The organism is Phycicoccus avicenniae (assembly GCF_050496545.1).
Classification (GTDB): Bacteria; Actinomycetota; Actinomycetes; order Actinomycetales; family Dermatophilaceae; genus Phycicoccus; species Phycicoccus avicenniae_A.
Map to the genome: position 1 here is coordinate 38,048 of NZ_JBNVZV010000001.1, position 26,109 is coordinate 64,156.

Consider the following 26,109-nt stretch of genomic DNA (forward strand, 5'->3'; position numbering starts at 1 on the left):
CGATGTGGTTGGTTGTCGTCATGGGAGCCGAGGTCAGCGCGCAGAGCTACACCCGGGAGCAGCGCCAGCGCTACCGCGAGAAGGTCCGGCAGAACCTCGACGTCTTCGAGCGGATGCTCACGCAGAGCAGCTTCGAGTTCGACCGGCCGATGACCGGCCTCGAGATCGAGCTCAACCTCATCGACGAGCACCAGCAGCCGCACTTCCACAACGCCCAGGTTCTCGAGGCGATCGCCGACCCCGGCTACCAGACCGAGCTCGCGCAGTACAACATCGAGCTCAACGTGCCGCCGCGGCCGCTCCCGGGCGACTCCGCCCTCGAGCTCGAGCGCGACCTGCGCGAGAGCCTCAACGCCGCCGACGCCGCAGCACGGCGGGTGGGCTCGACCATCGTGGCCATCGGCATCCTCCCGACGATCATGCCCGAGCACTACGAGGGCGACTGGATCAGCCGGAACAACCGGTACACGGCGCTCAACGACTCGATCTTCCTGGCCCGCGGCGAGGACGTCTACCTCGACATCGAGGGCCCCACGGGGGAGCGGGTCGCCACCTACTGCGACTCCATCGCGCCCGAGTCGGCCTGCACCAGCGTCCAGCTGCACCTCCAGGTCGCGCCGCACGACTTCGCCAACCACTGGAACGCCGCGCAGGCGATCAGCTCGGTCCAGCTGGCGCTGGCCGCCAACAGCCCGTACTTCTTCGGCAAGCGCCTGCACGCCGAGACCCGCATCGAGCTCTTCACCCAGGCCACCGACACCCGCCCCGTCGAGCTCGTCAACCAGGGCGTGCGGCCCCGGGTCTTCTTCGGCGAGCGGTGGATCACCTCGATCTTCGACCTCTTCGAGGAGAACGTCCGCTACTTCCCGACGCTCCTCGCCGAGGTCACCGACGAGGACCCGATGGCCAAGCTCGAGGCCGGCATCGCCCCCGAGCTCGCCGAGCTGCGGCTGCACAACGGCACCGTCTACCGGTGGAACCGGCCGATCTACGACATCGTCGGCGGCACCCCGCACCTGCGCGTCGAGAACCGCGTCCTGCCGGCCGGCCCGACCATCGCCGACGTGCTCGCCAACGCCGCGTTCTACTACGGGGCCATCCGCGTGCTCGCCTCCGCCGACCGCCCGGTCTGGACGAAGATGAGCTTCGCGGCCTGCGAGGAGAACTTCCGCCGCACCGCCCGCGACGGCATCGAGGCGCGGGTCTACTGGCCGGGCTTCGGCGAGGTCTCGGCCGACGAGCTCGTCCTGCGCCACCTCCTGCCGATGGCGCACGAGGGCCTGAAGGCCTGGGGTGTGTCCGACGCCGTCCGCGAGCGCTACCTCGGCATCATCGAGGGTCGCGCCACCACCGGTCAGAACGGCGCCGACTGGCAGACGCGCACGGTCGAGCACTTCGAGGCCGAGGGGCACGACCGCCGCGAGGCGCTGCGCCTCATGGTCGAGCGCTACGCCGAGCACATGTCCGGCAACGAGCCGGTGCACACCTGGCCGGTGCCCTAGCCCTCAGTCGCGGGGTGGCTCGATGTTCCAGCCCCGCACCACGGGCAGGCCGTGCTCCTCGTCGAGGAGGCAGAGCGTGGCCGGCTCGAGCAGGAGGTGCGCGGCGAACCGCGGCTCCTGGCGCAGCCGCGTCGCGGCGAGGATGCGCAGCAGGTGGCCGTGTGCGACGAGCACGACGTCGCCCTCGGCCAGCGACGGCTCGACCCGGGCCAGCACGCGCGAGGCCCGCGCCGACACCTCCTCGACCGTCTCGCCGGGCGTGGCGCCGGGGACGACGCCGTCCCGGAAGACGGTCCAGGCGGCGTCGCCGGTGCGCTCCCGGATCTCCGGGGTGGTCAGTCCCTCCCAGCCGCCGTAGTCCCACTCGAGCAGGTCGGCGTCCGGCTCGGGCGTCAGCCCGGCGAGCTCGGCGGTGCGCCGGGCGCGGGCCAGCGGGGAGCACCAGGACCCGGCCACGGTCATCTGCTCGAGGGCCGGACGCAGCGAACGGGCCTGGGCCTCACCGCGGTCGGTGAGCGGGACGTCGGTGCGTCCGGTGTGGCGGCCGGTGGCGGACCACTCGGTCTCGCCGTGGCGCACGAGGACGAGGCGGCCGGGCATGCCGGCCATCCTCGCAGGGCGGTGACAGGATGTGGCGCGTGACCAGCGACCCCAGCACCCCGCCCGCCACCGGTGGCACCGGCCTCGGCCACCGCAGCGTGACGATGACCCGCCTCGAGAAGGGCGTCTACGAGGTCCACAACACCCGCGGCGGCACGATGCGCGTCGGCGGGGGAGGGGACACCGAGGACTTCACGCCCGTCGAGCTGTTCCTCACCGCGATGGCCGCGTGCAGCGCCACGGACGTCGACTTCATCACGAGCCGCATCGCCGAGCCGGTCGCCTTCGACGTCGACGCCGCCGGCGAGAAGGCCCGCGACGACGACGGCAACTTCATGGAGGGCATCGAGATCACCTTCCGCGTCCGCTTCCCCGACGGCGAGGAGGGCGAGCGCGCCCGCGGACGCCTGCCGAAGGCGATCGCCCAGAGCGGGGACCGGCTGTGCACCGTGTCGCGCACGGTGCAGCGCGGCGCCGAGGTCGCCTACCGGGAGGCCTGAGCAGGTATCGCCGCGGGCCCCGGCGCCTCCTGAGGGGGGAGCGGTCCCGCCCGACGACAGGAGCAGCCATGCAGCCGGACCCGGCCCTCGGTGCCGTCAAGACCTACCGCTACCTGCGCCTCGCGCTCGTGGCGATCGTCGTCCTGCTCTTCGCGGCCGTCGCGCTCGAGTGGTGGGACACCGGCCGCCGCTGCCTCCAGGGCTCCATCAGCGCCTACTTCCACACCCCCGTGCAGTCGGTCTTCGTCGGCGTGCTGGTGACGATGGGGGTCTGCCTCGTCGCGCTCAAGGGCAACTCCGAGGCCGAGGACGTGCTCCTCAACGTCGCCGGGATGCTCGCGCCCGGCGTGGCCTTCGTCCCGACCGCGGAGGAGGGCACGTGCACGTCGGTGCCGATGACCTCCGGCGTGCTGACCGGGCGGGTCGAGAACAACATGCAGGCGCTCTTCGTCACCGGGGCGCTGGTCGGGCTCGCGGTGTTCGTCATCGCGCGCCGCGAGGCCGGGGGCGCGGGCCTGGGCCGTTGGGACCGGCTGGGCATCACCGGGACGGTCCTGCTGCTCGGTGGGGGAGCGGTGTGGTTCTACGTCGCCCGCGACTCCTTCGTCGCGCACGCCCACGGCGCCGCGGCCATCCCGATGTTCGCCTGCATCGTGGCCGTCGTCTGGCTCAACGGGCGCGACGTCCGCTCCTCGATGGGGACCGCCGCCGAGCCGCGCGCCGCCGCGCGGTACGTCGCGACCTACCGGACCATCTCGATGCTGATGTTCGCCTCGCTCGTCGTCACGGTCGGGATCAGCCTGCTCGCGCGCTCCTCCGTGCTCGTGCTGTCGGTCGAGGTCGTCCTCATCACCCTCTTCGCCGTCTTCTGGCTCGTCCAGACCACGGAGCTCTGGACGCGGGGTCTGCGTCGCTCCTGAGGTCAGCACCTCGCCGCGCGGCGCATCGCGGTCCTAGGCTGGCGCGGTGGCCCGCTACCTCGACGTGCACCCGGTCGACCCCCAGCCGCGCGCGATCGCGCAGACCGTCGCCGTGCTGCGCGAGGGCGGGCTCGTCGCCTACCCCACCGACTCCGGGTACGCGCTCGGTGCGCTGATGGGCGACCAGGCCGCCAAGGACCGCATCCGCACCATCCGCCGCCTGGACGACCGGCACCACTACACGCTGGTCTGCCGCGACTTCGCCCAGCTCGGGCAGCTCGTGCACGTCGACAACCACGTCTTCCGGGCGGTGCGGGCCTCGACGCCCGGCCCCTACACGTTCATCCTCCCGGCCACGCACGAGGTGCCGCGCCGGCTGCTCCACGCCAAGAAGCGCACCGTCGGCGTGCGCATCCCCGAGCACCCCGTCGTGCGGGTCCTGCTGGCCGAGCTGGGGGAGCCGCTGCTGTCCTCGACGCTCATCCTCCCGGGCGAGAGCGAGCCGATGACCGACGGCTGGCAGGTGAAGGAGGAGCTCGACCACGTCGTCGACGTCGTCATCGACTCCGGCGAGTGCGGCACCGAGCCCACGACGGTCGTCGACTTCACGACCGACCCGGCGGGCGAGGTGGTCCGTCAGGGCGCCGGCTCCTGGCCCGCGCGCTGAGGCTTCGCACCGCAGGCCCCCGGACGTGTGTGCGCCTCGGCGTCGGTGAGCCGGCCGACGCCGAGGCGCAGTCGGTGACGTCGCCGTCCCGTCGAGCCGGAGGGGGAGGACGGGCGACACATTCAGGGTGTGTCGACCAGGCCGGCGGGGGCGTCTGTCACCAGTGACCACGCTACGAGCCCTCCGGTCACGACGGAACAAACCCCAGGTCAGGACTGGGTAAGTGTTCGGTCAGGGCTCCTCCGTCGCGAGGTGGGCGACGGGACCGGCAGGTCAGGGGAGCCCGGTCCGGAGGGCGTCGAGGACGCGGGTGTCGATGCCGTTCCGGGAGAGCCGGTTCTCGAGGTTCACCTCGCCGGCCCACGCCTCGAGTGCCTCCTCCACCGGCCCGTCGTGGCCGGCCTCCGCGAGCAGCCGCCCGACCTCCTCCCGCAGCTCTCCGGCGAGGGGGAGGACCTCCTCGGCCGTGCCGAAGTACAGCGTCGAGAGGCCGTGCAACCGGGACAGCTCGAGAGGGGCGTCGGGGTGGTCGTCGACGCGCAGGTCGGCCAGCACGCCGCCCGCGTCGTAGCCGGCGCCGGGTGCCCGGACGAGCAGGGCCGCGCTCTGCCGGCCCCGGGAGTCGCCCCCGGCCGCGTCGCCGGCGAGCAGGACGGCGAGCAGCCGGACGTCCAGGGGCGCACCGGCGTGCGCGCGCCACGCGGACTCCATCGCCTCGACCACCTCGGGCCCGGTGAGGATGTTGCCCTGGATCGCGTACGCCGAGGTGTCGTCCGACCCGCTCACCCCGCCGGCCCAGTGCAGGCAGGTGGCTCCGGTGAAGGTGGCCGCACCGGTGGCCCCGACCACGCCGACCTGGCGGTCCTCGCGTCCGTCGTCGGCGGCCGTGGCGGCGGCGAGGGCGTCGGCGGCGTCCGCGCCGCCGGCCAGCGCCCGCTCCAGCTCGTCGAGGTAGGCCACCCGGGCCATCGCCTGGGTCGCGACGGCGACGACGCCCGGGACCACCCGCGGCACCACGGACCCGACGGCGAGGAACTTGCTGGCGACGGCGACGCCCCAGGCGTCACCGTCCCGGGCGGCGATCGAGAAGGTCATGCCGCGAGCGTAGGCGCGGGGGTCAGCCCGCGGCAGATGCGGTGCGGCGCAACAGCACCGCCACCTCCACGTGCCGGGTCTGCGGGAACATGTCGACGACGCGCCCCTCGACCGGCCGCAGGGACGGCATCGCGGCCAGGTCCCTCGCGAGCGTGTCGACGTTGCAGCTGGAGTACACGACGTGCGCGGCCGCCGAGGTCTCGAGCCGCGCCGCGAGGTCCGGGCCGATGCCCCGCCGGGGCGGGTTGACGACCACGAGCTCGGGGTCGCCGGGCACACCGGTGGTGGCGTCGCCGGCGGTGAACGTCACCTCCGGGTCGCCGGTGCGGGCGGCCTGCTCGGCGGCCGAGACCCGGGCCGCCGCGACCGCCTCCTCCGACGTCTCGACGCCGGTCACCCGACGCGCGGACGCCGCGAGGTGCAGCGCGAACCCGCCGACGCCGCAGTAGAGGTCGGTCACCGACGCCGGCTCCACCGCGTCGGTCCACCGTCGGGCCTGGCCGTAGAGCTCGCGGGCGACGGCGGTGTTGGTCTGGAAGAAGGCCCGCGGCCCGACGTTGAGCGTGACCTCGCCGAGCCGCATCGGCAGCAGCGACTCGTCGGTGAGGACCACCTCGGTCTCGCCCTCGAGGACGGCCTTGTGCTCCGGGTGGAGGTTGACGGTCACGACGCGCGCCGAGGGGAGGGCCGCCCGCAGCCGCGGGAGGGCACCGCGCACGGCGGCGAGCCCGGCATCGCTCCGCACGACGAACCGGACCAGGTGCTCGCCGTCGGGGGAGTGGGTGACGAGGACGTACTTCAGCTCGCCGCGGCGGGCGGGGACGTCGTACGGCTCGATGCCGAGGTCGGCGACCAACCGGTGCAGGGGGTCGAAGGTGGCCGAGAGCCCCGGTTCGTAGAGGCCGCAGCGGCGCAGGTCGACCCCGCGACCGCGCTCGTCGAGGATGCCGAGCGTCGGGCGGCCCGCCCGCCCGCCCACGACGAGCTTGGCCTTGTTGCGGAAGTGCGAGGGCGGCGAGGTCACCGGCGCGAGCCATCGCGTGCCGGACGCGTGCGGCGCGAGCACGTCGCGGACGTGCCGCTCCTTGTCGGCCAGCTGCTCGCCGTAGGGGGTGCCCATGAGGGTGCACGACCGGCAGCGGCCGGCATCGAAGTAGTCGCACTGCATCGCCGCACAGCGTACGGCGAGGGCGCGTGGGGCCCGGCACGGATGTTTCCCAGATGAAACACGGATGTGCGTGACGGAAACCGTCGGTCCCCCTAGGGTGCAGGTCATGAACACGCGCCTCATGACCTCCGCCATCGCCGCGGGCACTCTCGCTCTGGGCCTCTCCGCCTGCGCCACCGAGACCACGACCACCGAGAGCGGGGCCAACGTCGTCGCCGACGGCAAGCTCACGGTCTGCACCTCCCTGCCGTACGAGCCCTTCGAGTTCAAGAAGGGCAGCGAGATCGTCGGCTTCGACATGGACCTCATGAAGAAGGTCGCCGAGGCCAACAAGCTCGAGCTCGCGGTCACCGTCACCGGCTTCGAGGGCATCCAGTCGGGCCAGGCGCTCAACAGCGGTACCTGCGACGTCGCGGCCGCCGGCATGACGATCACCGACGAGCGCAAGAAGGCCATCGACTTCTCCGACCCGTACTTCGACGCCACCCAGGCGCTGCTCACCAAGGACAAGTCGATCGACTCGCTCGCCAAGCTCGACGGCAAGTCCCTCGCCGTGATGTCCGGCACCACCGGCGAGATCTACGCCAAGGAGAACGCCCCCAAGGGCGTCACGCAGAAGTCCTTCGAGGACCTCGGCCTCCAGACCACCGCGCTCACCACCGGCCAGGTCGACGCCGTCATCCAGGACAACGGGCCGCTCCTCGACTTCGCGAAGAAGAACCCCACGACGTTCGTCACCGCCGAGTTCCAGACCGGCGAGCAGTACGGCTTCGCGGTGAAGAAGGGCGGCAACGCCGAGCTCCTCGCCTCGATCAACAAGGTCATCACGGACTCCAAGGCCGACGGCAGCTACAACGCCACCTACAAGACGTGGTTCGGCACCGAGCCCAAGACCAGCTGACCGGTGCCGTCGCCCCCCGACCCGTCTGAGCCCAGGAGCCACGAATGGCGATGACCCCGCGCAAGCGCGCCCAGGTGAGTCGGGGGGTGCAGTACGCGGTGCTCGTGGTCCTCGTGGCCGCGCTCGTCCTCACCGCTGACTGGGCGACCCTCAAGGACGCGTTCCTCGACCCGGCGCTGGTGGCCAAGCAGTTCCCCGAGGTCATCACGACCGCGCTGAAGAACACGATCCTCTACACGCTGGGGGCCTTCCTCTTCGGCCTCGTCCTCGGCCTCGTGCTCGCGCTGATGAGGCTGTCGTCGGTCGGGCCCTACCGGTGGCTGGCCACCGGGTTCATCGAGTTCTTCCGCGGCGTCCCGGCCCTGATCGTCTTCATCGGCCTGTACTTCGGTCTGCCGACGGCCTTCCCGGGGCGCCAGCTCCCGGGCGGGACGTTCGGCACGGTGACCATCGCGCTCGGCCTGGTCGGCGCGGCGTACATGGCCGAGACGATCCGGGCCGGCATCCAGGCGGTGCCCAAGGGGCAGGTCGAGGCGGCCCGCTCGCTCGGCATGACCCAGTCGCGGGCGATGGTCTCGATCGTCATCCCGCAGGCGTTCCGGATCATCCTGCCGCCGCTCACCAACGAGCTGATCCTGCTCACCAAGGACTCCTCGCTGGTCTACGTCCTCGGCCTGTCGGTCTCCGCGTACGAGCTGACCAAGTTCGGCCGCGAGGGCCTGAACGACGAGGCCAACCTCACCCCGCTGACCGTGGCGGCGCTCTGCTACCTGATCATCACCGTCCCGCTGTCCATCGTCGTCCGGCGCATGGAGGCCCGAGCCGAGAGGGCGCGCTGATGGCCGAGATCACCGTCGACGAGACCGCACCTGCCATCGACGTGCAGGACCTGCACAAGTACTTCGGCGACAACCAGGTGCTCAAGGGCATCGACTTCCGCGTCGCGCGCGGGTCGGTGGCCTGCGTCATCGGGCCGTCGGGGTCGGGCAAGTCCACCCTGCTGCGCTGCGTCAACCGGCTCGAGGAGCCGACCTCGGGGAAGATCTTCGTCGAGGGGGTCGAGGTCACCGACCCCGACGTGCACCTCGACGCCCTGCGCAGCCGGATCGGGATGGTCTTCCAGCAGTTCAACCTCTTCCCGCACCTCAAGGTGCTCGACAACCTGACCATCGCGCAGCTCCGCGTCAAGAAGCGCAGCAAGGGCGAGGCCGTCGAGATCGCCCGCAAGAACCTCGAGAAGGTCGGGCTGGCGCACCGCGAGGACGCCTACCCGGCGCACCTCTCCGGCGGCCAGCAGCAGCGCATCGCCATCGCGCGGGCGCTGTCGATGTCCCCGGACCTGATGCTCTTCGACGAGCCCACCTCGGCGCTGGACCCCGAGCTCGTCGGCGACGTGCTCGGCGTCATGAAGGACCTCGCGGCCGAGGGCATGACGATGATGGTCGTGACCCACGAGATGGGCTTCGCCCGCGAGGTCGGCGACAACCTCGTCTTCATGGACGGCGGCGTCATCGTCGAGGAGGGCGACCCCACCGAGGTGCTCGCCAACCCGCGCGAGGAGCGCACGCAGGCCTTCCTCTCCAAGGTGCTCTGACCCGCCCGCTGTCGGCGCCCCGGCCTGGGCGTGCCCGTGGTCTGGGTGCAGCACAACGCCGTCGGAGAGTTCGAGGCCGGCAGCGAGGCGTGGCAGGTCGTCCCCGAGCTGGTGCCGGGGGAGGGGTCGGCACGGTCGACGCGGCCGACGTCGACCTCGGCTGACGGCGAGGTCGGCCCCTCGTCAGGGGCGCCGCTCGAGGGCGCGCAGGACGACGGGGAGGAACGGTGCGGCCATCTCGGCGTAGCCGGCGTCGTTGGGGTGGAAGAAGTCCGAGGCGAGCTTCCCGCGCCAGCTGGTGGGGCCGTCGGTGCGCAGGTCCACGATGGTCAGGTCGCCACGCTCGACGGCGTCCTCGAGGTGCCGGTTGGCCAGCCGCGCCGCCTGCCGGGGCTGGGGGAGGGTGGCCACCACCGCGCCGCGGGGGAGGGCCGCGACCATCGCGGCGAAGGCGTCCGGCAGGCCGCGGCGTGAGGCACCGCCGGCGAACAGGTCGTTGGAGCCGATGAGCACCGTCACGAGGTCGGGCTCGTCGGTGCCGACCGCCGGAGGGAGGGCCTGCAGCACCGGCAGCTGCTGCTCGAGCAGGTCGGGCGTGCGGGCCCCGGTGGCCGAGAGGTTCACGACGACCAGCGGATGGCCCCGCTCCGCGAGGAGGCCGGCCAGCTGGTCCACCCAGCCGGCGTTCCATGCCGAGGCGCCGACGCCCTGGGACATCGAGTCGCCGAGGACCACCCAGCGCCGGCCCGGTGTGCCCAAGGCGGTGGCGTTGTGGGCGGTCCAGGCGCGGGCGTACGGCTCCACCTGGTCGTTGACGCGCCGCACGCCGGGCAGGACGCTCCCGAGCGCCCGGGTCAGCACGCCGCGGCCGCGTCCGGTGCGGTTCTCGTACCCGAGCGGCAGGGGAGTGGCGGTCACCCGGCCAGCCTATGGTCAGGGGGCACGGGCGCTGCCCCTAGGCTCTTCCGGTGACGACGCCCGCCCCCACGAGCCCGAGCGCCCCCGCCGGCATCGCCCCGGACGACCTCGCGGTCGTCCTGCGCGTCCTGGGCTCGCTGCACGAGCTGCCCGCCGACCACCCGGACATCCAGACCGTCAAGCGGGCCACCGGGAAGATGTACAAGGCCGTCCGCAAGGACCGCAAGGCCGCGGCCCGGGCGGCCGAGGTGGCCCACGACCGGGCGGTCACGGAGGCGACCGCGACCGGCTCGCGCCAGCGCATCGACGACGAGACCCGGGGGATCCCGCTGGTCTCGAGCGTCCGCGGCGCCGTCGCCGGGACCCTGCGCAACCCGCGCGGCTGCTACATCTGCAAGACCGACTACGTGCAGGTCGACGCGTTCTACCACTGGCTCTGCCCGTCGTGCGCGGCGATGTCGCACGCCAAGCGCGACCAGCGCACCGACCTCACCGGCAAGCGAGCGCTGCTCACCGGGGGACGGGCCAAGATCGGGATGTACATCGCCCTGCGGCTGCTGCGCGACGGTGCGCACACGACCATCACGACGCGCTTCCCGCACGATGCAGTGCGGCGGTTCGCGGCGCTCGAGGACGCCCCCGACTGGATCGACCGGCTCAAGGTGGTCGGCATCGACCTGCGCGACCCCACCCAGGTGCTGTCGCTGGCCGACGAGGTCGCGGCCGCCGGCCCGCTCGACATCCTCGTGAACAACGCCTGCCAGACCGTGCGGCGCAGCCCCGGCGCGTACTCGCGGCTGGTCGAGCTCGAGTCGGCCCCGCTGCCCACCGACGTCGCGCTGCCGGACATGGTGACCTTCGACCGGGTCAGCGAGGCCCACCCGGCCGCCATCGCTGGGGCCTTGCGCGAGCACGAGGTCGCGCACCACGACGGGGAGAGCAGCGCCCACGCGCTGGCGGCCCGGACGGCGGCGCAGCTGAGCGCCATCGCCCTGTCGGCGGGCAGCGCGTCGCTCGAGCGCCACCGCGCGGGGACGGCCGTCGACGCCGGGGGACTGCTGCCCGACCTCCAGCGGACCAACTCCTGGACCCAGCACGTCGACGAGGTCGACCCGCTGGAGCTGCTCGAGGTCCAGCTGTGCAACCAGACCGCTCCCTTCCTCCTCGTGTCGCGGCTGCGGCCGTCGATGCGGGCCGCGGTGCGCGCCGGCGCGCGGCGGGCCTACGTGGTCAACGTCAGCGCGATGGAGGGCCAGTTCTCGCGCCGCTACAAGGGCCCGGGGCACCCGCACACGAACATGAGCAAGGCCGCCCTCAACATGCTGACGCGCACGTCGTCGGCCGAGATGTTCGAGACCGACCGGATCCTCATGACGGCCGTCGACACGGGGTGGATCACCGACGAGCGGCCGCACGACGAGAAGCTGCGGCTGGCCGACGAGGGCTGGCACGCGCCGCTCGACCTGGTCGACGGCGCGGCGCGCGTCTACGACCCGGTGGTGCGCGGCGAGGCCGGGGAGGACCTGTACGGCTGCTTCCTCAAGGACTTCCGGCCCAGTCCCTGGTGAGCGGAGGAGTGCCTCCGGCTCCAGCGTAATGACATAATGTCGATTATCGGCGTTACGGCCACTCCCAACACACCAGCAACAGCGGCTGGTGTGCCGGGAGCGTGGACAGGCTGCCTGCGGCACGCTCATTTCTACAGAAGGAGCACCCTCAGTGCGGTTCCTAGGTACCTCAACCACGCGTTACCTCACGGTGGAGACAGCGGCCCGACTGTTGCGCGTGAATCCAGGAGCGCTCCATCGAACCTTGATGACGTGCCACATGAGCGTGCAGGTGACTTCATCCGCATCCCCAGTGAATGGCTGTTTCTAGAGCCACCACCTTGTCGCAGTGAGTGCCCACAAGACTGTTCCTGCGCCACGTTGGTATGAGCAGCTCATGCGTCCCTTCGACGTGAAGCTTGACAGGCGTTGGCGCAGCGGCAAGCGTTTAGTGGTGCTTGACCACTTCCGTGACGTCCCTGACAACGTGTACGTAGACTCCAAACATGGACCCCATGCAGGCTCTGGAAGGCGCTGAGAACGCGCTTCGGTTAGCGATCCAGACCGTGCTGGGTAACGACTGGATGAGCAGTCCCGGGGCGCCGCCTCAGACGTCCTTACAAGGCGTTCGGAAGAACGAACAGACCAAGCGTCCGTCTGTGGCCGTGTCCTCAAACCTGCTGGACTACACGTACACCAAGGACTTGGTCAATATAGTCGACAGTAACCGGCAGGCCTTTGAGCCGGTCTTTCCGAAGTGGGAAATCCACATGGCCCTGCTGTCTTACTTGGTGGACGTGCGAAACACCATTGCACACAGCCGGGCACTGGTTCCCCATGAGCGTGACCTTGTGTCTGGCATAGCCGGCGAGGTGCGGAACTGCGTATCCATGTACTTGGGTAGCACTAACCCCGCCACCAAGTTGTTCTACCCGTCCATTGTGTCAGGCGTCGATTCACTGGGACAAGTCGGAGATTGGAGATCCAATACGGAGGGGACCTTTGTGTTGGAGGTTGGTCAAGAAGTCACCATCACATGCTCAGCCTCCGACCCATTTGACCGCGATCTTGAGTGGATGGTCGCGCGTGGCGACTTTTTCGGCGGGTCTCCTGAGTGGAAGCCCCGACACACCGGGACCGAGTTCTCCTTTGTCTGGGTACCGCAGGAGGAGCACGTCTCTGTAGGCACTACATTGACGGTATTCATGCGAAGCATCGACCGATTTCACCGATACTCCGACCCGCCTTATGACAGTGTCGACGACTTCATCAAGTTCACGTACTTCGTCGCTCCCCCGGTCGCACGCATGAGTCGTACACGCGGCATTGACGTGCCTTAGCGTGCAGCATTGAATTATCAAGTTCGGTTGTAGACGACCAGTCCAGCTTGCAATTGCACATGTGGATTGTCGGCGTTATGTATCGTTCCGGGGTCCCTGACGGTCGGGGTGCTTCCCACGCGTCTCCGGGCGCACCTCGAACCAGTAGTAGGCGGCGAACGCACCGCCACCCCCGACGAGGACGGTGAGGATGATGACGACCCACCAGATGGCATCCATGTCCCAGTCGACCACGCGGTGTGCGCGCCGGCACGCTCAGGCGCCGGTGCCCGCCCCGACGTAGGCCGCGAGGTGGCGCCCGGTGAGCGTCGACCCGTCGGCGACCAGGTCGGCCGGGGGGCCCTCGAAGACGACCCGGCCGCCGTCGTGGCCGGCGCCCGGCCCGAGGTCGATGATCCAGTCGGCGTGCGCCATGACGGCCTGGTGGTGCTCGATGACCACCACCGAGGTCCCGGAGTCCACGAGCCGGTCCAGCAGCCCGAGCAGCTGCTCGACGTCGGCGAGGTGCAGCCCGGTGGTCGGTTCGTCGAGGACGTAGACGTCGCAGGACTCGCCCATCCGGGTGGCCAGCTTGAGGCGCTGGCGCTCCCCACCGGACAGCGTCGTCAACGGCTGGCCGAGAGTGACATAACCGAGCCCGACGTCGGCCAGCCGCTCGAGGACGGTCTGTGCGGCCGGTGTGCGGGCCTCGCCGGTGCCGAAGAAGGTGCGGGCGTCGTCGACGGACAGGTCGAGGACGTCGGCGATGCTCAGCCCGGCGAGCCGCAGCTCGAGCACGTCGGCGCGGAACCGTCGGCCCCCACACTCCTCGCACGGCGTCTCGACGGTGGCCATCACCCCGAGCTCGGTGACGATGACGCCGGCGCCGTTGCACGACGGGCAGGCGCCTTCGGAGTTCGAGGAGAACAGCGACGCCTTGGCGCCGGTGGCCTTGGCGAAGGCCTTGCGGACCGGGTCCAGCAGACCGGTGTAGGTGGCCGGGCTGCTGCGCCGGGAGCCCTTGATGGCCCCCTGGTCGACGACCACGACGCCATCACGCCCGGCGAGCGAGCCGTGCACGAGCGAGCTCTTGCCCGACCCCGCGACACCGGTGACGACGCACAGCACCCCGAGCGGCACGTCGACGTCGACCCCGACGAGGTTGTGCCGCATCGCCCCGCGGATCTCGAGGGCACCGGTGGCACCACGCACCGTCTCCTTGAGGGCGACCCGGGTGTCGAGGTGGCGGCCGGTGGGCCCGGCACTCCCCCGCAGCCCGTCGGCCGGCCCCTCGTAGACGATCTCGCCGCCGTGCGTGCCGGCGCCGGGGCCGAGGTCGACGACGTGGTCGGCGATGGCGATGGTCTCCGGCTTGTGCTCGACCACGAGCACCGTGTTGCCCTTGTCCCGCAGCTGGAGCAGCAGGCCGTTCATGCGCTCGATGTCGTGCGGGTGCAGGCCGATGGTCGGCTCGTCGAACACGTAGGTGACGTCGGTGAGCGCGGAGCCCAGGTGCCGGATCATCTTGGTCCGCTGCGCCTCTCCCCCGCTCAGGGTGCCCGCCGGTCGGTCGAGGGACAGGTACCCGAGGCCGATCTGCTCGAACGAGTCGAGCAGGTGCTGCAGCCCCGCGAGAAGCGGTGCGACAGAGGGCTCCTCGAGCGCACGGACCCACTCCGCCAGGTCGGTGATCTGGAGCGCGCAGAGGTCGGCGATGTTCTTGCCGGCGATGCGGCAGGCGAGGACGTCGGCGGTGAGCCGGGTGCCGGCGCACTCGGGGCAGGTCTGGAAGGTGACCGCGCGCTCGACGAACCGGCGCACGTGCGGCTGCATCGCCTCGGGGTCCTTGGAGAGCATCGACTTCTGGATCTTCGGGATGATCCCCTCGAAGGTCAGGTTGACGCCCTCGACCTTGATCTTGGTGGGCGGCGCGAAGAGCATCGTGTCGAGCTGCTTGTCGGTGAAGGTGGCGATCGGGGCGTCCATCGGCAGCCCCATCCCCTCGAACAGCCGCCCGTACCAGCCGTCCATCGAGTACCCGGGCACGGTCAGCGCGCCCTCGCGCAACGTCTTCGTCTCGTCGTAGAGCGCGCTCCGGTCGATGTCGCTGACCTGGCCCATGCCCTCGCACCGAGGGCACATGCCGCCGAGGTAGACCGCGCCCTTGACGACCGACTTCTCGGTGCGGCCGGCCCTCTCGGTGCTCATGACGCCGCTGGCCCGGCGGGTCGGGATGTTGAACGAGAAGGCGGGCGGCGGGCCCACGAACGGCTCGCCGAGTCGGCTGAACAGGATGCGCAGCATCGCGTTGGCGTCGGTGGCCGTGCCGACGGTCGAACGCGGGTTGGCGCCCATCCGCTCCTGGTCGACGATGATCGCCGTCGTCAGCCCCTCGAGGCGATCGACCTCGGGACGGGCCAGGCTCGGCATGAAGCCCTGGACGAACGCGCTGTAGGTCTCGTTGATCAGCCGCTGGGACTCGGCGGCGACGGTGCCGAAGACGAGCGAGCTCTTGCCCGAGCCGGAGACACCGGTGACCACCGTCAGCCGGCGCTTCGGCAGCTCGACGCTGACGTCCTTGAGGTTGTTCTCGCGGGCGCCCTGGACCCGGATGACGTCGTGCCCGTCGGCGCCGGTCATCGCCCCTCCCCCGCGGTCGCGGCGTCGACGAGCCACCGGCCTTCACGCATGAGCTCGCGCCCGGCGAGCTCGTTCGCCTCCCGCCAGGCCTGCACCCGGACCGGGCGGACGCGGAACCAGGCGTACCCGGGCCCCTCGGCGCGCGGGTCGAACCCGGTGCGCGCGGCGAACCGGTCCCCGACGGCGTCGGGCAGCGCGTCGAGCGGGACGACCTCGACGCTCCCCTCCACCGTCGTGACGTCGCGCGTGCCCCCGAGCGCCAGCCGTACGTCGCCGGAGCCCGCGAGGTTGCGCCCCGTGGGGCTGTCGGCCGGCGTGGCGAGCAGCACGTGCTCGCCGTCCCAGTCGAAGGACAACGGAACGAGGTGCGGCACACCGCCCCTCGACGCCGTGCCGACCCACAGGTCGACGTCGTCGGCGAGCCGCCGCTCGGTGTCGCGGCGGCGCACCGCGCGGCTGCGGGGTCCGTCGGGAGGGGTCGCCTCGTCGCTCATGGGCCTCAGGCTAGGGGGGCCGACGCGCGCGGCGCTTCTCGGTTCCTCACCACCTCGGCGTCCGACGCCTCGTCGGGCAACCGCCGCACCCGGACGGCCTCGACCTCGTAGCGGCTGGCGGCGCCCGCCCCGGCCCGGAAGAACCGGCGCCGCAGCGATCCGTCGACCTCGACCCGCTCGCCGACCACGAGCCGGCCCGCGATCCGGCGGGTGCCGGCGCTCCAGCAGGCGACGTCGAGGGTGTCGACCCCGGGCCGGTCGCGTCCCCGGACGCGGGGCCGCGGCACGGTGACGCGCAGCGAGTGGACGACGTCGCCACTCGGCAGCTCACGGGGCGGGTCGAGGGAGGTCACCCTCCCGACCAGGTGGACGGTGTTCTCGTCGGTCCCGCTCATCGGGTCCTCCTCACGTCGGCGTGGCCCCAGCCCACTGCGTCGCCCCGGTGTCCGGCAAGGCCGGTCGGCGATCTGTGGACGAGCGGGCTCCCGGACCCGCCCTGTGGACGAGCGACGTGCCGGGTGGGGCGGCTGGGACGGGTGGGCCCGTTCGGCCGGGACCCGCCGCCGATCGGTCGACCTTTTTCTCCGGTCCCCACCTGCTTCCAAGGTCGAGTGCCTATGGTGGAGGGCGCGCACGATGCAGGGCGTGCGCGGACCCCGCTCGTCGGGGTTCTCCGGCATGGAAACGAGTGGTCGTGCGTCAGTCAGTGGTGGGGGCGGTGCTCCGCCGGTCCGCTCTCGTCGTGGCGTGCGCCACGCTCGGAGCCGGCCTCGTCGCACCGGCCGCCTCGGCCGTCGTCGGCACCGCCGACCCGCTGCCGCTCCCCTCCCCCACGCCCACCTCGTCACCGCGACCCACGCCGTCGCCCTCGACCTCGCCGTCCCCGACGCCCTCGCCGAGCCCCAGTCCGTCCGCCACGCCGCGTCCGCCGACCGCCGGGGGCGGGCACGAGGAGCCCGTCGAGCCGCCGCCCGTCTCGGCCGCCGCGCTCGCCGCGCAGGTCGCCGAGGCGCAGCGGGTCGCCGCGCTCATCGAGGGCTCCACCTCGGCCGTCGCCGCCGAGATGCGCCGCATGGACGAGCTCTCCGACCGCTCCAACGCCGTGCTCGAGGAGCTGGCCGCGGCCACCGACGCCCAGACCGCCGCCGTCCAGGAGGCCTCCGCCGCCCGCGCCGACCTCGCCCGGCTCGAGAGCCGGCTGGCCACGGCCCGGGCGCTGGTCAAGGACTGGGTCTTCGACGTCTACTCCGGTGGGGGCGGCAACTCCGACATCACGGGCATGTTCGACGCGATGCAGGCCGACGACGAGCGTGTGGGTGACCCGCTCGGCGACCTCTCCTACATCACCGACCAGCGCACCCGGGCCCTCCAGGAGGTGCGCGTCCTCACCGCCGAGCAGGTGCGGCTCACCGCCACGGCCGAGCAGGCCGAGCGCGAGGCCGTCGCCGCCCGCACGAAGATCTCCACGGCCAAGGCCAAGCTCGACGGCGCGATGGCCGCCCAGCGCGCGAAGGTCCGCAGCCTGCGCACGCTCCAGATGGCCGAGGTCGACAAGGCCGGCCCGATCGCCGGCGCACTCGTCGGCGCCCGGACCCCCGAGGCGCGAGCCGCCGCCGAGCGGCTGCGCACCGCCCTCAGCCTCGCCGTCGTCGAGACCGCCCACGTGGGCAAGCCCTGCTCCGACGACTCCGGCCTGCACCCGAACGGCATGTTCCCGGCCAGCGCCCTCTGCCCGGTGTGGGGCGCCCCCGGCGAGCGCCTCGCGCCCCGCCCGGCGGCCGCGTTCGACGCGATGAGCAAGGCCTACGCCGCCCAGACCGGCACCCCGCTGTGCATCACCGACTCCTACCGCTCCTACTCCGAGCAGGTGGCGGTCAAGGGCACCCGCGGCCGGTTCGCCGCCACGCCCGGCACCAGCCGGCACGGCCTCGGGAGGGCCCTGGACCTGTGCGGCGGCGTCGACGACTTCGGCAGCGCGGCGCACCGCTGGATGCGGCAGAACGCCCCCCTCTACGGCTGGTTCCACCCCGCCTGGGCCGAGGCCGGCGGCTCGCTCCCCGAGCCGTGGCACTGGGAGTTCGCGGGCTGACCGTCGCCGCGGGCTGCGGTCCTCAGACCTCCGGTCGAACGACGGCGGCGAGCACCAGGGCCACCGCCGAGGCCGTGTCGGTGGCATCGACCAGCAGTCGAGGGCCGTCACGGACCTCGTCCCAGGCGCTCCACTCGCCGTTCTGCACGTCCTCCCACGTCGGAACCACGTGATCGGGGATGTCAGCGACGCGGTGCTCGACCCGTCGTCGGTGCTCCCCCCGGTCGGGCAGGACCGTCTCCAGGCTCACCAGCGGTACTCCTGCTCGCCGGGCGGCCTCCCGCCAGGACCGGCGGGCCTCCGGCACCGGGTTCACCGCATCCCGGTGCCCGGTCGCCCGGAGAACACGACCAGCGAGGGTCCGGTGTCCCGGGCGTCGTGGCCTGGTGTCCTCATCCCGGTGGCGGACCGGTCAGGAGACGGTGTGCTCGCCGTGCTCCTTGACGGGCAGCATCACCGCGAAGCCCGCCGCGAGGATCAGCACGATCCCGAGGATGCCCCAGTACTGCGTGTTCTCCGCGCCCGTCACGGCCGCGCCGAGGGCGATGAACAGGCCGAAGGCCGCCGGCGACAGGAACGAGACCACCCGGCCGGTCGTCGCGTAGAGCCCGAAGATCTCCCCGCTCTTGCCCTCGGGGATGAGGCGCGCGAGGAAGCTGCGCGACGCGGCCTGGGCCGGCCCGACGAAGACGGTCATCAACAGGCCGAGTGGCCAGAACACCGCCTTGCCGCCGTCGTGGAAGACGAAGATGGCGATGCCCAGGAGCACCAGGGCGCCGAGCGAGATCATGATGACCCGCTTCGGGCCGATCCGGTCGTCGAGCATCCCGAAGGCCATCGTGGCCAGGCCCGCGACGATGTTGGCCGCCGCGCCGAAGATGATGACGTCGCCCGCCGAGAGGCCGAAGGTGCCGGCGGCCAGGATCGCGCCGAAGGCGAAGACGCCGGCCAGCCCGTCGCGGAAGAGCGCCGAGGCGAGGAGGAAGTAGACGGTGTGCCGCGAGACGGTCCAGAGCCCACGGATCGAGCGCCACACGAGCCGGTAGGACTGGGCGACCCCCACGCGGGGTGCGGCCTCGCGCGGGCGGTCCTTGAGGACGAGGAACGCGGGGATCGTGAAGAGCAGGGTCCACACGCCGCAGACGATCATCGAGGCCCGGATGTCGAGCCCGTCGGTGTCGCTGACCCCGAACAGCCCCACCTCGGGCTGGATGAAGGTGAAGTAGATGAGCAGCAGGACGATGATCCCGCCGAGGTAGCCCATCCCCCAGCCGAAGCCGGAGACCCGGCCGACGGTGCGCGGGTTCGCCACCTGCTCGATGGTCGCGTTGTAGTTGACGCCCGCGATCTCCGAGACGACCGAGCCGACGGCGAGCAGGCCGAGGCCGAGCCAGAGGAAACCCGGCTCGGGCTTGACGACGAAGAGCGCCGCCGAGAGCGCGGCGAGCAGCCAGGTCTGGCGGCGCAGGTTGTGCACGGTGCGGCCCGAGCGGTCCGAGTTCTGGCCGAGCACGGGCGCCAGCAGGGCCACGAAGAGCCCGGCGAGCGCGGTCGAGATCGCCAGCGCCGTCGACGTCGTGTTCGTGCTGCCGAACGAGGAGCTCGTGAGGTAGACCGAGAAGACGAACGTCGTGATGACGGTGTTGAACGGCTGGGTCCCCCAGTCCCACATGCCCCAGGCGAGCACGCGCCGCTTCGAGGTCGGCGGGGCGAGGTCGAGGGCGGCGGGTCCGGTGATGTCGGCCGGCACGGCGGGCGGTGTGCTCACGAGGTGACGGTAGCGACGAGGACGGCCCTCGCGTCGGCGCAACGCGACATCGGTGTCACGGGGACGGGAGTGTGAGGTGGATCACACCCGTCGGTACCAACCGGTAGGGGGCGGAACAACGAACCCCCTGCGCACGTTCTCTCAGCACTGACCCGGCCGCGACGACACCGGTCGGGACATCAAGAACCTCGGGAGACACCCATGGCAGAACGCAGCCTACGCGGCAGCCGACTCGGCGCCCTCAGCATGGAGACCGACGACCACGTCGTCCCCTCCGAGCGGCGCATCACGACGTACCTGTGCCCCAACGGCCACAGCATCGAGCTCCCCTTCTCGATCGAGGCCGACGTGCCGCCGACCTGGGAGTGCCGCTGCGGTGGGGTCGCCAAGCTCCAGGGTGGGGGCCCCGAGCCGGAGGCCAAGCCCGTCAAGCCGCAGCGCACCCACTGGGACATGCTGCTCGAGCGCCGCTCCATCCCCGAGCTCGAGGAGCTTCTGGAGGAGCGCCTGGTCCTCCTGCGCGAGTCGCGCGGCGAGAAGACGAAGAAGAAGAGCGCCTGAGCACCTGACGCCCCGCGCCGAACGCGCCGGTCCGCCCACCCGGGTGGCCGGCGCGTCGTCGTGTCCGGGGTACCGGGCGGCGTCAGTCGACGATCTGGCCCTGGACGACGTCCGGAGGGCCGTCCCCCGGGCGGCGTGGGCCACCGCCGAAGGGGGCGAGGAGTCGCCGCGCGACGAGGGCCTCGAGCCAGACCCGGGCCAGCGGACGCGTCCACGGCAGGACGGCCAGCAGGCCGAGGACGTCGGTGAGGAAGCCGGGCAGGACGAGCAGCAGGCCGCCGACGAGGACCAGCGCACCGTCGGCCAGCTCGCGGGCGGGCATCCGCCCGCTGCGTGCGGCCTCGCGCAGTGCCCGCCAGGCCCGCGAGCCCTCGCGCCGGATGACCCAGGCGCCGAGCACCGAGGTGAGGACGAGCAGCAGGAAGGTCGGCAGCCCGCCGATGGCCCTGGCCACCAGGACGATGGTCAGCACCTCGAGCAGGGGTACGAGGACGAAGACCAGGGCGACGATCCGGCGCACGAGCCGACCACGTCGGCCGCGGCCGGCGTACGGGGTGGCGCCGAGACGGGTCACAGCTCGTGCCAACGCTCCGGGCGGCGCACCAGTTCCTTGGCCTGGCGCGCCCGGTGGCGCACACCCCAGCCGGTGATCCGCCGCAGCGACTCGGTCATGATGTCGCGGCTCATCTTCGAGGCGCCGACCTCGCGCTCGACGAAGGTGATGGGCACCTCGACGACGGTCAGCCCGGAACGCACGGCCCGCCAGGTGAGGTCGGTCTGGAAGCAGTAGCCCTGCGAGGCGACGTCCTCCAGGCCCATCTTCCGCAGCGCGTCGGCGCGGTAGACCCGGAAGCCGGCGGTCGCGTCGTTGACCGGCATCCCGAGCAGCACCTTGACGTAGAGGTTGCCCCCGACCGAGAGCGCCTTGCGGTGCACGGGCCAGTTGACGACCTTCCCGCCGGACACCCAGCGCGAGCCGATGACGGCGTCGGCGTCGGCGGCGGCCGCGAGGAGCGAGGGCAGGTGCTCGGGGCGGTGCGAGCCGTCGGCGTCCATCTCGACGACGGCGTCGTACCCCTGCTCCAGGGCCCAGCGGAAGCCGGCGAGGTAGGCGGCGCCCAGCCCCTCCTTGCCCGCGCGGTGGATGACGTGGACCTGCGGGTCCGCTGCGGCCAGCTCGTCGGCGACGGCGCCCGTGCCGTCGGGTGAGGCGTCGTCGAGGACGACGACGTCGGCGGCCGGGACGGCGGAGCGGACGCCGCGGACGGCGACGGGCAGGTTCTCGCGCTCGTTGTACGTCGGGATGAGCACGGCGACGCGCTCGAGCGGCGGACGGGTGGTGTCAGGCAACGGGGTGGTCCTCGGGGGTGCTGGGGTCTCGCGCCACCCTAACGCCCCGGCGCAGGCGCGCCGCCGACAGGACGAGGAGGGCCAGGAGGGCGGTCGCGACGACGACGGGCGCCTCCCCCATCCGGTCCGACGGGGTCTGCTCGCTGCGCAGCACCGGGCGGCCGATGCCCTGCTCGGCGGTGAACAGGCCGGTCTTGCCGGTGACCGTGCCGTCGGGGGCGACGAAGCCGCTGACGCCGACGGTCGAGACGTGCACGACGCTGCGCCCGTGCTCGATGGCCCGCAGCCGCGAGATGGCGAACTGCTGCTCGGACTCGGCGGTGTACCCGAAGGTCGCGTTGTTGGTCTGCACCATGATGAGGGAGTCCTTCGCGCCGGCGGCGCGCACGTTGTCGCGCATCAGGCCGTCGTAGGCGACCTCGAAGCAGATCGTCGGCAGGGCCGCGTAGGTGCCGCCGGGCGCGGGGACGTCGAAGACGCCGATCGTCGTGCCGGCGACGAAGTTGCCCGCGAGGTCGGCCGCGGAGGTGAACATCCGGAAGAACGCGCGGTGCGGGATGTACTCGGCGAACGGGACCGGGTGCAGCTTCGTGTAGCGCTGCGGCTCACCGGATCCCGTGTAGAAGAGCGAGACGTTGGAGTTGGCGCCGGGCGGCTCGACGAGCACGGCGCCGACGACCAGCGGCACCCCGAGGGTCTGCTGCACGGCGCGGATCTCGGCGTTCGCGTCGGCGTTGCGGAAGGGGTCGATGTCCGAGGCGTTCTCCGGCCACACGACGAGGGTGAGGTCGTCCGGTGCGCGCTCGGCGAGGGCCTCGCTCCCCCGGACGTGGTTGTCGAGGACGGCACGGCGCTGGGCGTTGAAGTCGAGGCCGGCCTGCGGCACGTTGCCCTGGACGAAGCCCACCGCCTCGGTGCGCCCGTCGGTCGGCAGGTGGATGAGGCCGGACGCGAACGGCAGCGCGGCCAGCAGGACACCGACGACGACGCGGAGGGGGCGGCGACCGGCGAGGGCCCAGCCGGCGGCGAGGAGACCGGTGCCGACCACGGCCACGGCGAACGTCACGCCGGGGGCACCGAACCACCGTGCGAGGTGCACCAACGGGCTGTCGGCCTGGCTGAACGCGAGTCGCGCCCAGGGGAACCCGCCGTACGGCGTGGTCGAGCGGGCCCACTCCTGCGCCACCCAGGCGAGCGGCACGAGGAGGAGGGCGGCGGCGCGGTGGCCGGTGCCCACTAGGCGTCGGCCGGCCCAGCCGACGACGAGGGACATCAGGGCGATGTACAGGGCCTCGAGGGTGGCCAGGGCGAACCACGGCACCTCGCCGACGTAGACGCCGGACCACGACAGCGTCGGGACGAAGAAGGCCAGACCGCCGACGAGCCCGACCAGGAAGCCGCGCCCCGCGCCCGCGGTCAGGGTGGCGGCGCCGAGCAGGGCGACCCCGACGGGCGCGAGCCACCAGCTGTCGTGGTCGGGGAAGGACAGCCACAGGGCCAGACCGGCGAGGACGGCGGCGGCGAGGCTCGCCGGGAGCCGGGGCGGGGTGCGCACCGGCCCACGGTAGGTCACCCGGCTGGGGGCACGACGACGACCCCGCGGGCCGTCGTCGCGACGAGCGGCGGGTCGAGGACGTCGGCCGCCGACTCCCCGCGCTCCGGGGCACCACGCCCGACGACGCGCACCTCGAACTCCATCTCGCGCGAACGGGATCCGACCCGCACGAGCCGGGCCTCGATCTCGATGACGTCGCCGGCACGCACGGGCGCGCGGAACTGGACGTCGGAGTACGAGGCGAAGAGGCCCTCGTCGCCGTCGGTGCGGATGCACATCTCGGTGGCGACGTCGCCGAACGCGGCGAGCGAGTACGCGCCGTCGACGAGGTTGCCGGCGTAGTGCGCGTGGCTGAACGGCACGTAGCGGCGGTGGGTGACGGTCTGGCCGACCTCGGCGCGGGTCATCGCTGCTCTCCTCGGGGGTCGCGGGTGGTGCGGGAGGCGACGAGCTCGTGGACGAGGTAGGAGGCCACCTCCCCGGGGGTCGTGCCGCGGCCGAAGACGCGGTCGACGCCGAGCGCGGACGCCGAGCCCTCCTCGAAGCGCGGGCCGCCGACGACGAGCAGCGGCACCTCGCCGGCCGGGAAGGCCTCGCGGAAGGCGGCCGACATCGTCGTCGTGTTGTGGATGTGGGCGTCGCGCTGGGTGACGACCTGGGAGACGAGCACGGCGTCGGCGCCGACCTCGCGGGCGCTCGCGACGAGCTCGGGGACGAGCACCTGCGCGCCGAGGTTCACGACCTTCATCTCGCGGTAGTACTCCAGGCCCTTCTCCCCCGCGAACCCCTTGATGTTGAGGATCGCGTCGATGCCGACCGTGTGCGCGTCGGTGCCGATGCACGCGCCGACGACGACGAGCTTGCGCCCGAGGTGGCTGCGGATGGCCTGGTTGACCTCGGCCGAGCCGAGCAGCGGGAACTCGCGCTCGACGACGTGGACGTCGCGCAGGTCGACGAGGTGGGTGACCGAGCCGTAGACGACGAAGAAGGTGAAGTCCGGGCCCATCGCCTTGGCGTGGACCAGCAGCGCCGGGCTCATGCCCATCTTCGCGGCGAGCTGGAGGGCGGCGCCCTCCGCGCGCTTGTCGTGCGGGAGCGGGAGGGTGAAGGAGACCTGCACCATCCCGTCGCCGGTGGTGTCGCCGTAGGGACGGACGAGGGGGCCGCGCTCGGCCGGGGTGGCGGTGTCGCTCATCGGGTCGCCCCTTCCTCGAGCAGCGTGGTGGCCGGGTTGTCGTAGCCGTCCGCCTTGACGACGACGCCGTCCAAGCCCTTGCCCTTGGTCGGGGGTCGCTTCATGGCGCCGAAGGTGCCGTCCGCAATGGCCGCGAGCAATGGCGGGTCGCCGGCGGTGTCGGTGTCGTGGACGATGCGGTCGAGCAGCTCGACGGCCTCGGAGAGCACCTGCCGGGCGCGGGTCTGGATGAAGCCGTCGCGCGGCGGGTGGAAGTCCTCGGTCAGCCCGCCGGCGGCGTCCATCACGTAGCGGACGTTCTGGAGCGCGAGGTCGCGGTCGGAGAGCCAGGGCGTGACGACGGCCTCGGTCATCATCCCGACGAGGAGGATGCCCTGGCCGGTCATCGCGCCGACGAGGTTGAAGAAGCCGTCGAGGAGGTAGCCGCGGAAGACGTCGCCGGTCATGTGCTTGGTCGGCGGCATCCACTTCAGCGGGGCCTTCGGGAACAGCTGGCGGGCCAGCAGAGCGTGGGCGAGCTCCATCCGGAAGCTGTCCGGGACCTCGGGGTTGATCTCGAAGGCGTGGCCGAGGCCGAGCTGCCAGTCCTCGAGGCCGGCCTCCTTGGCGAAGTACTCGTTGAGCAGCTGGGAGACGGTGACGGTGTTGGCGGCCTCGATGGCGTCGGCCGTCGTGAGGTAGTTGTCCTCGCCGGTGTTGATGATAATGCCGGCGCGCGCGTGGACCTGGCGGCTGAAGCGCTGGTCCACGAAGGTGCGGATCGGGTTGATGTCGCGGAAGAGGATCCCGTACATCGAGTCGTTGAGCATCATGTCGAGCCGCTCGAGGCCGGCGAGGGCTGCGATCTCGGGCATGCAGAGGCCGGAGGCGTAGTTGGTGAGGCGCACGTACCGGCCGAGCTCGCGACTGGAGTCGTCGAGGGCGGCACGCATCAGGCGGAAGTTCTCCTGGGTGGCGTACGTGCCGGCGTAGCCCTCGCGGGTGGCGCCCTCGGGCACGAAGTCGAGCAGGGACTGCCCGGTGGAGCGGATGACGGCGATGACGTCGGCGCCCTCGCGCGCGGCGGCCTGGGCCTGCGGGATGTCCTCGTGGATGTCGCCGGTCGCGACGATGAGGTAGATCCACGGGGTGCGGGGGGCGTCGCCGACCTTGGCGATCATCTTCTCGCGGGCGCGGCGCTGGGTGTCGACGGCGCGGATGCCCTTGGCGAAGGCGGTGCGGGCGGCCTTGCGGGAGGAGGTCAGGTCGCGCTTCTCGGGGAGGCGAAAGGATGCGCTGCCGCTGCTGGCCTTCTGCGCAAGGGTCAGCAGGTCGGGGGCCTCGCCGCGGCGCAGGGCGTCCCAGACCGGCGTGGTGACGCCGTGCTCGAGACCGACCTCGGCGCGGACGGCGTCGACGAGGTGGTTGACCCACGGCGTGCCGTCGTGGTCGGCGCCGGCGAGCCCGGCGAGGCGCAGGGTCGCGCGCTCGACCGAGACGGTCGTGTGGGCGCGGGCGAGGTCGACGACGGGCTTCCCGGCGGTGCGTGCCAGCCGGCGGGCGGCACGGACGACGCTGGGATCGAGGTCGAGGACGGGAGGGCGACGCGAAGACACGGCGCCAATCTAGCAACGAGGCCGTAGGACTTGTAGCGCTCCGGGCTGCGTGCCGCAGATCCTCGCGTCTTGCCCCGTGCGGTTGCAGGTGGTTCACGGTCGCGGTTGCCTTGGCGGAACAAAGTCACGGC

Annotated in this window: 27 protein-coding genes; 11 read left to right on the forward strand and 16 right to left on the reverse strand. The window is 72.0% G+C overall.

Annotation, left to right across the window (positions count from 1 at the left end; translation table 11 throughout):
• Positions 1 to 20: 20 nt before the first annotated feature.
• Positions 21 to 1,502, forward strand: coding sequence for a glutamate-cysteine ligase family protein (locus tag ACQZ2A_RS00185; protein WP_430206468.1), 1,482 nt, complete (start codon positions 21 to 23; stop codon positions 1,500 to 1,502).
• A gap of 3 nt (positions 1,503 to 1,505) precedes the next feature.
• Here the strand turns inward: ACQZ2A_RS00185 and ACQZ2A_RS00190 are convergent, their stop codons facing one another.
• Complete coding sequence (locus ACQZ2A_RS00190; RefSeq protein ID WP_430206469.1) at positions 1,506 to 2,102, reverse strand: histidine phosphatase family protein; 597 nt, start codon at positions 2,100 to 2,102, stop codon at positions 1,506 to 1,508.
• Positions 2,103 to 2,140: 38 nt separating this feature from the next.
• Here ACQZ2A_RS00190 and ACQZ2A_RS00195 point away from each other — a divergent pair, with 38 nt between their 5' ends.
• The 3 genes from ACQZ2A_RS00195 (at position 2,141) to ACQZ2A_RS00205 (ending at position 4,189) form a co-directional block, all read left to right on the forward strand.
• A complete protein-coding gene (locus ACQZ2A_RS00195; protein ID WP_430206470.1) occupies positions 2,141 to 2,602 on the forward strand; it encodes an OsmC family protein in 462 nt (153 codons plus the stop codon).
• 68 nt (positions 2,603 to 2,670) lie between these two features.
• Positions 2,671 to 3,522: a hypothetical protein gene (locus ACQZ2A_RS00200; protein WP_430206471.1), complete on the forward strand. Its 852-nt coding sequence runs from the start codon at positions 2,671 to 2,673 to the stop codon at positions 3,520 to 3,522.
• Between the two features lie 46 nt (positions 3,523 to 3,568).
• Complete coding sequence (locus tag ACQZ2A_RS00205; RefSeq protein WP_430206472.1) at positions 3,569 to 4,189, forward strand: L-threonylcarbamoyladenylate synthase; 621 nt, start codon at positions 3,569 to 3,571, stop codon at positions 4,187 to 4,189.
• 273 nt (positions 4,190 to 4,462) lie between these two features.
• Here the strand turns inward: ACQZ2A_RS00205 and ACQZ2A_RS00210 are convergent, their stop codons facing one another.
• On the reverse strand, positions 4,463 to 5,284 hold the full coding sequence (locus tag ACQZ2A_RS00210; RefSeq protein WP_430206473.1) for a DUF1028 domain-containing protein: 822 nt from the start codon (positions 5,282 to 5,284) through the stop codon (positions 4,463 to 4,465).
• A gap of 22 nt (positions 5,285 to 5,306) precedes the next feature.
• On the reverse strand, positions 5,307 to 6,452 hold the full coding sequence (locus tag ACQZ2A_RS00215) for a methyltransferase domain-containing protein (protein WP_430206474.1): 1,146 nt from the start codon (positions 6,450 to 6,452) through the stop codon (positions 5,307 to 5,309).
• Positions 6,453 to 6,558: 106 nt separating this feature from the next.
• Between ACQZ2A_RS00215 and ACQZ2A_RS00220 the strand changes: the two genes are divergently transcribed.
• Genes ACQZ2A_RS00220 through ACQZ2A_RS00230 form a run of 3 tightly spaced genes read left to right on the forward strand, consistent with a single transcriptional unit; the run spans position 6,559 to position 8,947 of the window.
• Complete coding sequence (locus ACQZ2A_RS00220; protein WP_430206475.1) at positions 6,559 to 7,353, forward strand: transporter substrate-binding domain-containing protein; 795 nt, start codon at positions 6,559 to 6,561, stop codon at positions 7,351 to 7,353.
• Positions 7,354 to 7,397: 44 nt separating this feature from the next.
• Positions 7,398 to 8,192 (forward strand): amino acid ABC transporter permease, encoded by a 795-nt coding sequence (locus ACQZ2A_RS00225; protein ID WP_430206476.1) that lies wholly within the window; start codon positions 7,398 to 7,400, stop codon positions 8,190 to 8,192.
• Positions 8,192 to 8,947 (forward strand): amino acid ABC transporter ATP-binding protein, encoded by a 756-nt coding sequence (locus ACQZ2A_RS00230; RefSeq protein WP_430206477.1) that lies wholly within the window; start codon positions 8,192 to 8,194, stop codon positions 8,945 to 8,947. Before ACQZ2A_RS00225 ends, ACQZ2A_RS00230 begins: the two co-directional genes overlap by 1 nt.
• A gap of 183 nt (positions 8,948 to 9,130) precedes the next feature.
• On the opposite strand, the gene ACQZ2A_RS00235 is transcribed toward ACQZ2A_RS00230, so the two are convergent.
• Positions 9,131 to 9,865 carry an SGNH/GDSL hydrolase family protein gene (locus ACQZ2A_RS00235; protein WP_430206478.1) on the reverse strand — a complete coding sequence of 245 codons (735 nt, stop codon included), beginning with the start codon at positions 9,863 to 9,865 and terminating at the stop codon, positions 9,131 to 9,133.
• 50 nt (positions 9,866 to 9,915) lie between these two features.
• On the opposite strand from ACQZ2A_RS00235, the gene ACQZ2A_RS00240 reads away from it, so the two are divergent.
• Together ACQZ2A_RS00240 and ACQZ2A_RS00245 are read left to right on the forward strand one after the other, a co-directional pair.
• Complete coding sequence (locus ACQZ2A_RS00240) at positions 9,916 to 11,433, forward strand: SDR family NAD(P)-dependent oxidoreductase (protein ID WP_430206479.1); 1,518 nt, start codon at positions 9,916 to 9,918, stop codon at positions 11,431 to 11,433.
• A 485-nt stretch (positions 11,434 to 11,918) separates the two neighbouring features.
• Complete coding sequence (locus tag ACQZ2A_RS00245) at positions 11,919 to 12,752, forward strand: hypothetical protein (protein WP_430206480.1); 834 nt, start codon at positions 11,919 to 11,921, stop codon at positions 12,750 to 12,752.
• Positions 12,753 to 12,827: 75 nt separating this feature from the next.
• Here ACQZ2A_RS00245 and ACQZ2A_RS00250 read toward each other — a convergent pair whose 3' ends face one another.
• Genes ACQZ2A_RS00250 through ACQZ2A_RS00265 form a run of 4 tightly spaced genes read right to left on the reverse strand, consistent with a single transcriptional unit; the run spans position 12,828 to position 16,260 of the window.
• Complete coding sequence (locus ACQZ2A_RS00250) at positions 12,828 to 12,971, reverse strand: hypothetical protein (protein ID WP_430206481.1); 144 nt, start codon at positions 12,969 to 12,971, stop codon at positions 12,828 to 12,830.
• Between the two features lie 36 nt (positions 12,972 to 13,007).
• Positions 13,008 to 15,371 (reverse strand): ATP-binding cassette domain-containing protein, encoded by a 2,364-nt coding sequence (locus ACQZ2A_RS00255; RefSeq protein ID WP_430206482.1) that lies wholly within the window; start codon positions 15,369 to 15,371, stop codon positions 13,008 to 13,010.
• Positions 15,368 to 15,865 (reverse strand): pyridoxamine 5'-phosphate oxidase family protein, encoded by a 498-nt coding sequence (locus ACQZ2A_RS00260; protein ID WP_430206483.1) that lies wholly within the window; start codon positions 15,863 to 15,865, stop codon positions 15,368 to 15,370. The genes ACQZ2A_RS00255 and ACQZ2A_RS00260 overlap by 4 nt, the downstream gene beginning before the upstream one ends.
• 5 nt (positions 15,866 to 15,870) lie before the next feature.
• Positions 15,871 to 16,260, reverse strand: a complete 390-nt coding sequence (locus tag ACQZ2A_RS00265) for a single-stranded DNA-binding protein (protein WP_430206484.1) — start codon at positions 16,258 to 16,260, stop codon at positions 15,871 to 15,873.
• 299 nt (positions 16,261 to 16,559) lie between these two features.
• Here ACQZ2A_RS00265 and ACQZ2A_RS00270 point away from each other — a divergent pair, with 299 nt between their 5' ends.
• Entirely contained in the window at positions 16,560 to 17,954 is a 1,395-nt protein-coding gene (locus ACQZ2A_RS00270; protein ID WP_430206485.1) for a D-alanyl-D-alanine carboxypeptidase family protein, read from the forward strand.
• A 22-nt stretch (positions 17,955 to 17,976) separates the two neighbouring features.
• Here the strand turns inward: ACQZ2A_RS00270 and ACQZ2A_RS00275 are convergent, their stop codons facing one another.
• Both ACQZ2A_RS00275 and ACQZ2A_RS00280 read right to left on the reverse strand, forming a co-directional pair.
• Entirely contained in the window at positions 17,977 to 18,204 is a 228-nt protein-coding gene (locus ACQZ2A_RS00275) for a hypothetical protein (protein ID WP_430206486.1), read from the reverse strand.
• 162 nt (positions 18,205 to 18,366) lie between these two features.
• Positions 18,367 to 19,722: an MFS transporter gene (locus ACQZ2A_RS00280; RefSeq protein WP_430206487.1), complete on the reverse strand. Its 1,356-nt coding sequence runs from the start codon at positions 19,720 to 19,722 to the stop codon at positions 18,367 to 18,369.
• A gap of 201 nt (positions 19,723 to 19,923) precedes the next feature.
• On the opposite strand from ACQZ2A_RS00280, the gene ACQZ2A_RS00285 reads away from it, so the two are divergent.
• Complete coding sequence (locus ACQZ2A_RS00285) at positions 19,924 to 20,283, forward strand: RNA polymerase-binding protein RbpA (protein ID WP_430206488.1); 360 nt, start codon at positions 19,924 to 19,926, stop codon at positions 20,281 to 20,283.
• 82 nt (positions 20,284 to 20,365) lie between these two features.
• On the opposite strand, the gene ACQZ2A_RS00290 is transcribed toward ACQZ2A_RS00285, so the two are convergent.
• From ACQZ2A_RS00290 to ACQZ2A_RS00315, 6 genes are read right to left on the reverse strand one after another with little or no spacing between them, the layout of a single operon-like run.
• Positions 20,366 to 20,857: an FxsA family protein gene (locus ACQZ2A_RS00290; RefSeq protein ID WP_430206489.1), complete on the reverse strand. Its 492-nt coding sequence runs from the start codon at positions 20,855 to 20,857 to the stop codon at positions 20,366 to 20,368.
• A complete protein-coding gene (locus ACQZ2A_RS00295) occupies positions 20,854 to 21,633 on the reverse strand; it encodes a polyprenol monophosphomannose synthase (protein ID WP_430206490.1) in 780 nt (259 codons plus the stop codon). Before ACQZ2A_RS00295 ends, ACQZ2A_RS00290 begins: the two co-directional genes overlap by 4 nt.
• Complete coding sequence (gene lnt, locus ACQZ2A_RS00300) at positions 21,626 to 23,188, reverse strand: apolipoprotein N-acyltransferase (RefSeq protein ID WP_430206491.1); 1,563 nt, start codon at positions 23,186 to 23,188, stop codon at positions 21,626 to 21,628. The genes ACQZ2A_RS00295 and lnt overlap by 8 nt, the downstream gene beginning before the upstream one ends.
• A gap of 14 nt (positions 23,189 to 23,202) precedes the next feature.
• Positions 23,203 to 23,595, reverse strand: a complete 393-nt coding sequence (locus ACQZ2A_RS00305; protein ID WP_430206492.1) for a hotdog domain-containing protein — start codon at positions 23,593 to 23,595, stop codon at positions 23,203 to 23,205.
• Entirely contained in the window at positions 23,592 to 24,383 is a 792-nt protein-coding gene (locus ACQZ2A_RS00310; protein WP_430206493.1) for an OAM dimerization domain-containing protein, read from the reverse strand. The genes ACQZ2A_RS00305 and ACQZ2A_RS00310 overlap by 4 nt, the downstream gene beginning before the upstream one ends.
• Positions 24,380 to 25,978: a lysine 5,6-aminomutase subunit alpha gene (locus tag ACQZ2A_RS00315; RefSeq protein WP_430206494.1), complete on the reverse strand. Its 1,599-nt coding sequence runs from the start codon at positions 25,976 to 25,978 to the stop codon at positions 24,380 to 24,382. Before ACQZ2A_RS00315 ends, ACQZ2A_RS00310 begins: the two co-directional genes overlap by 4 nt.
• Positions 25,979 to 26,109: the final 131 nt, after the last annotated feature.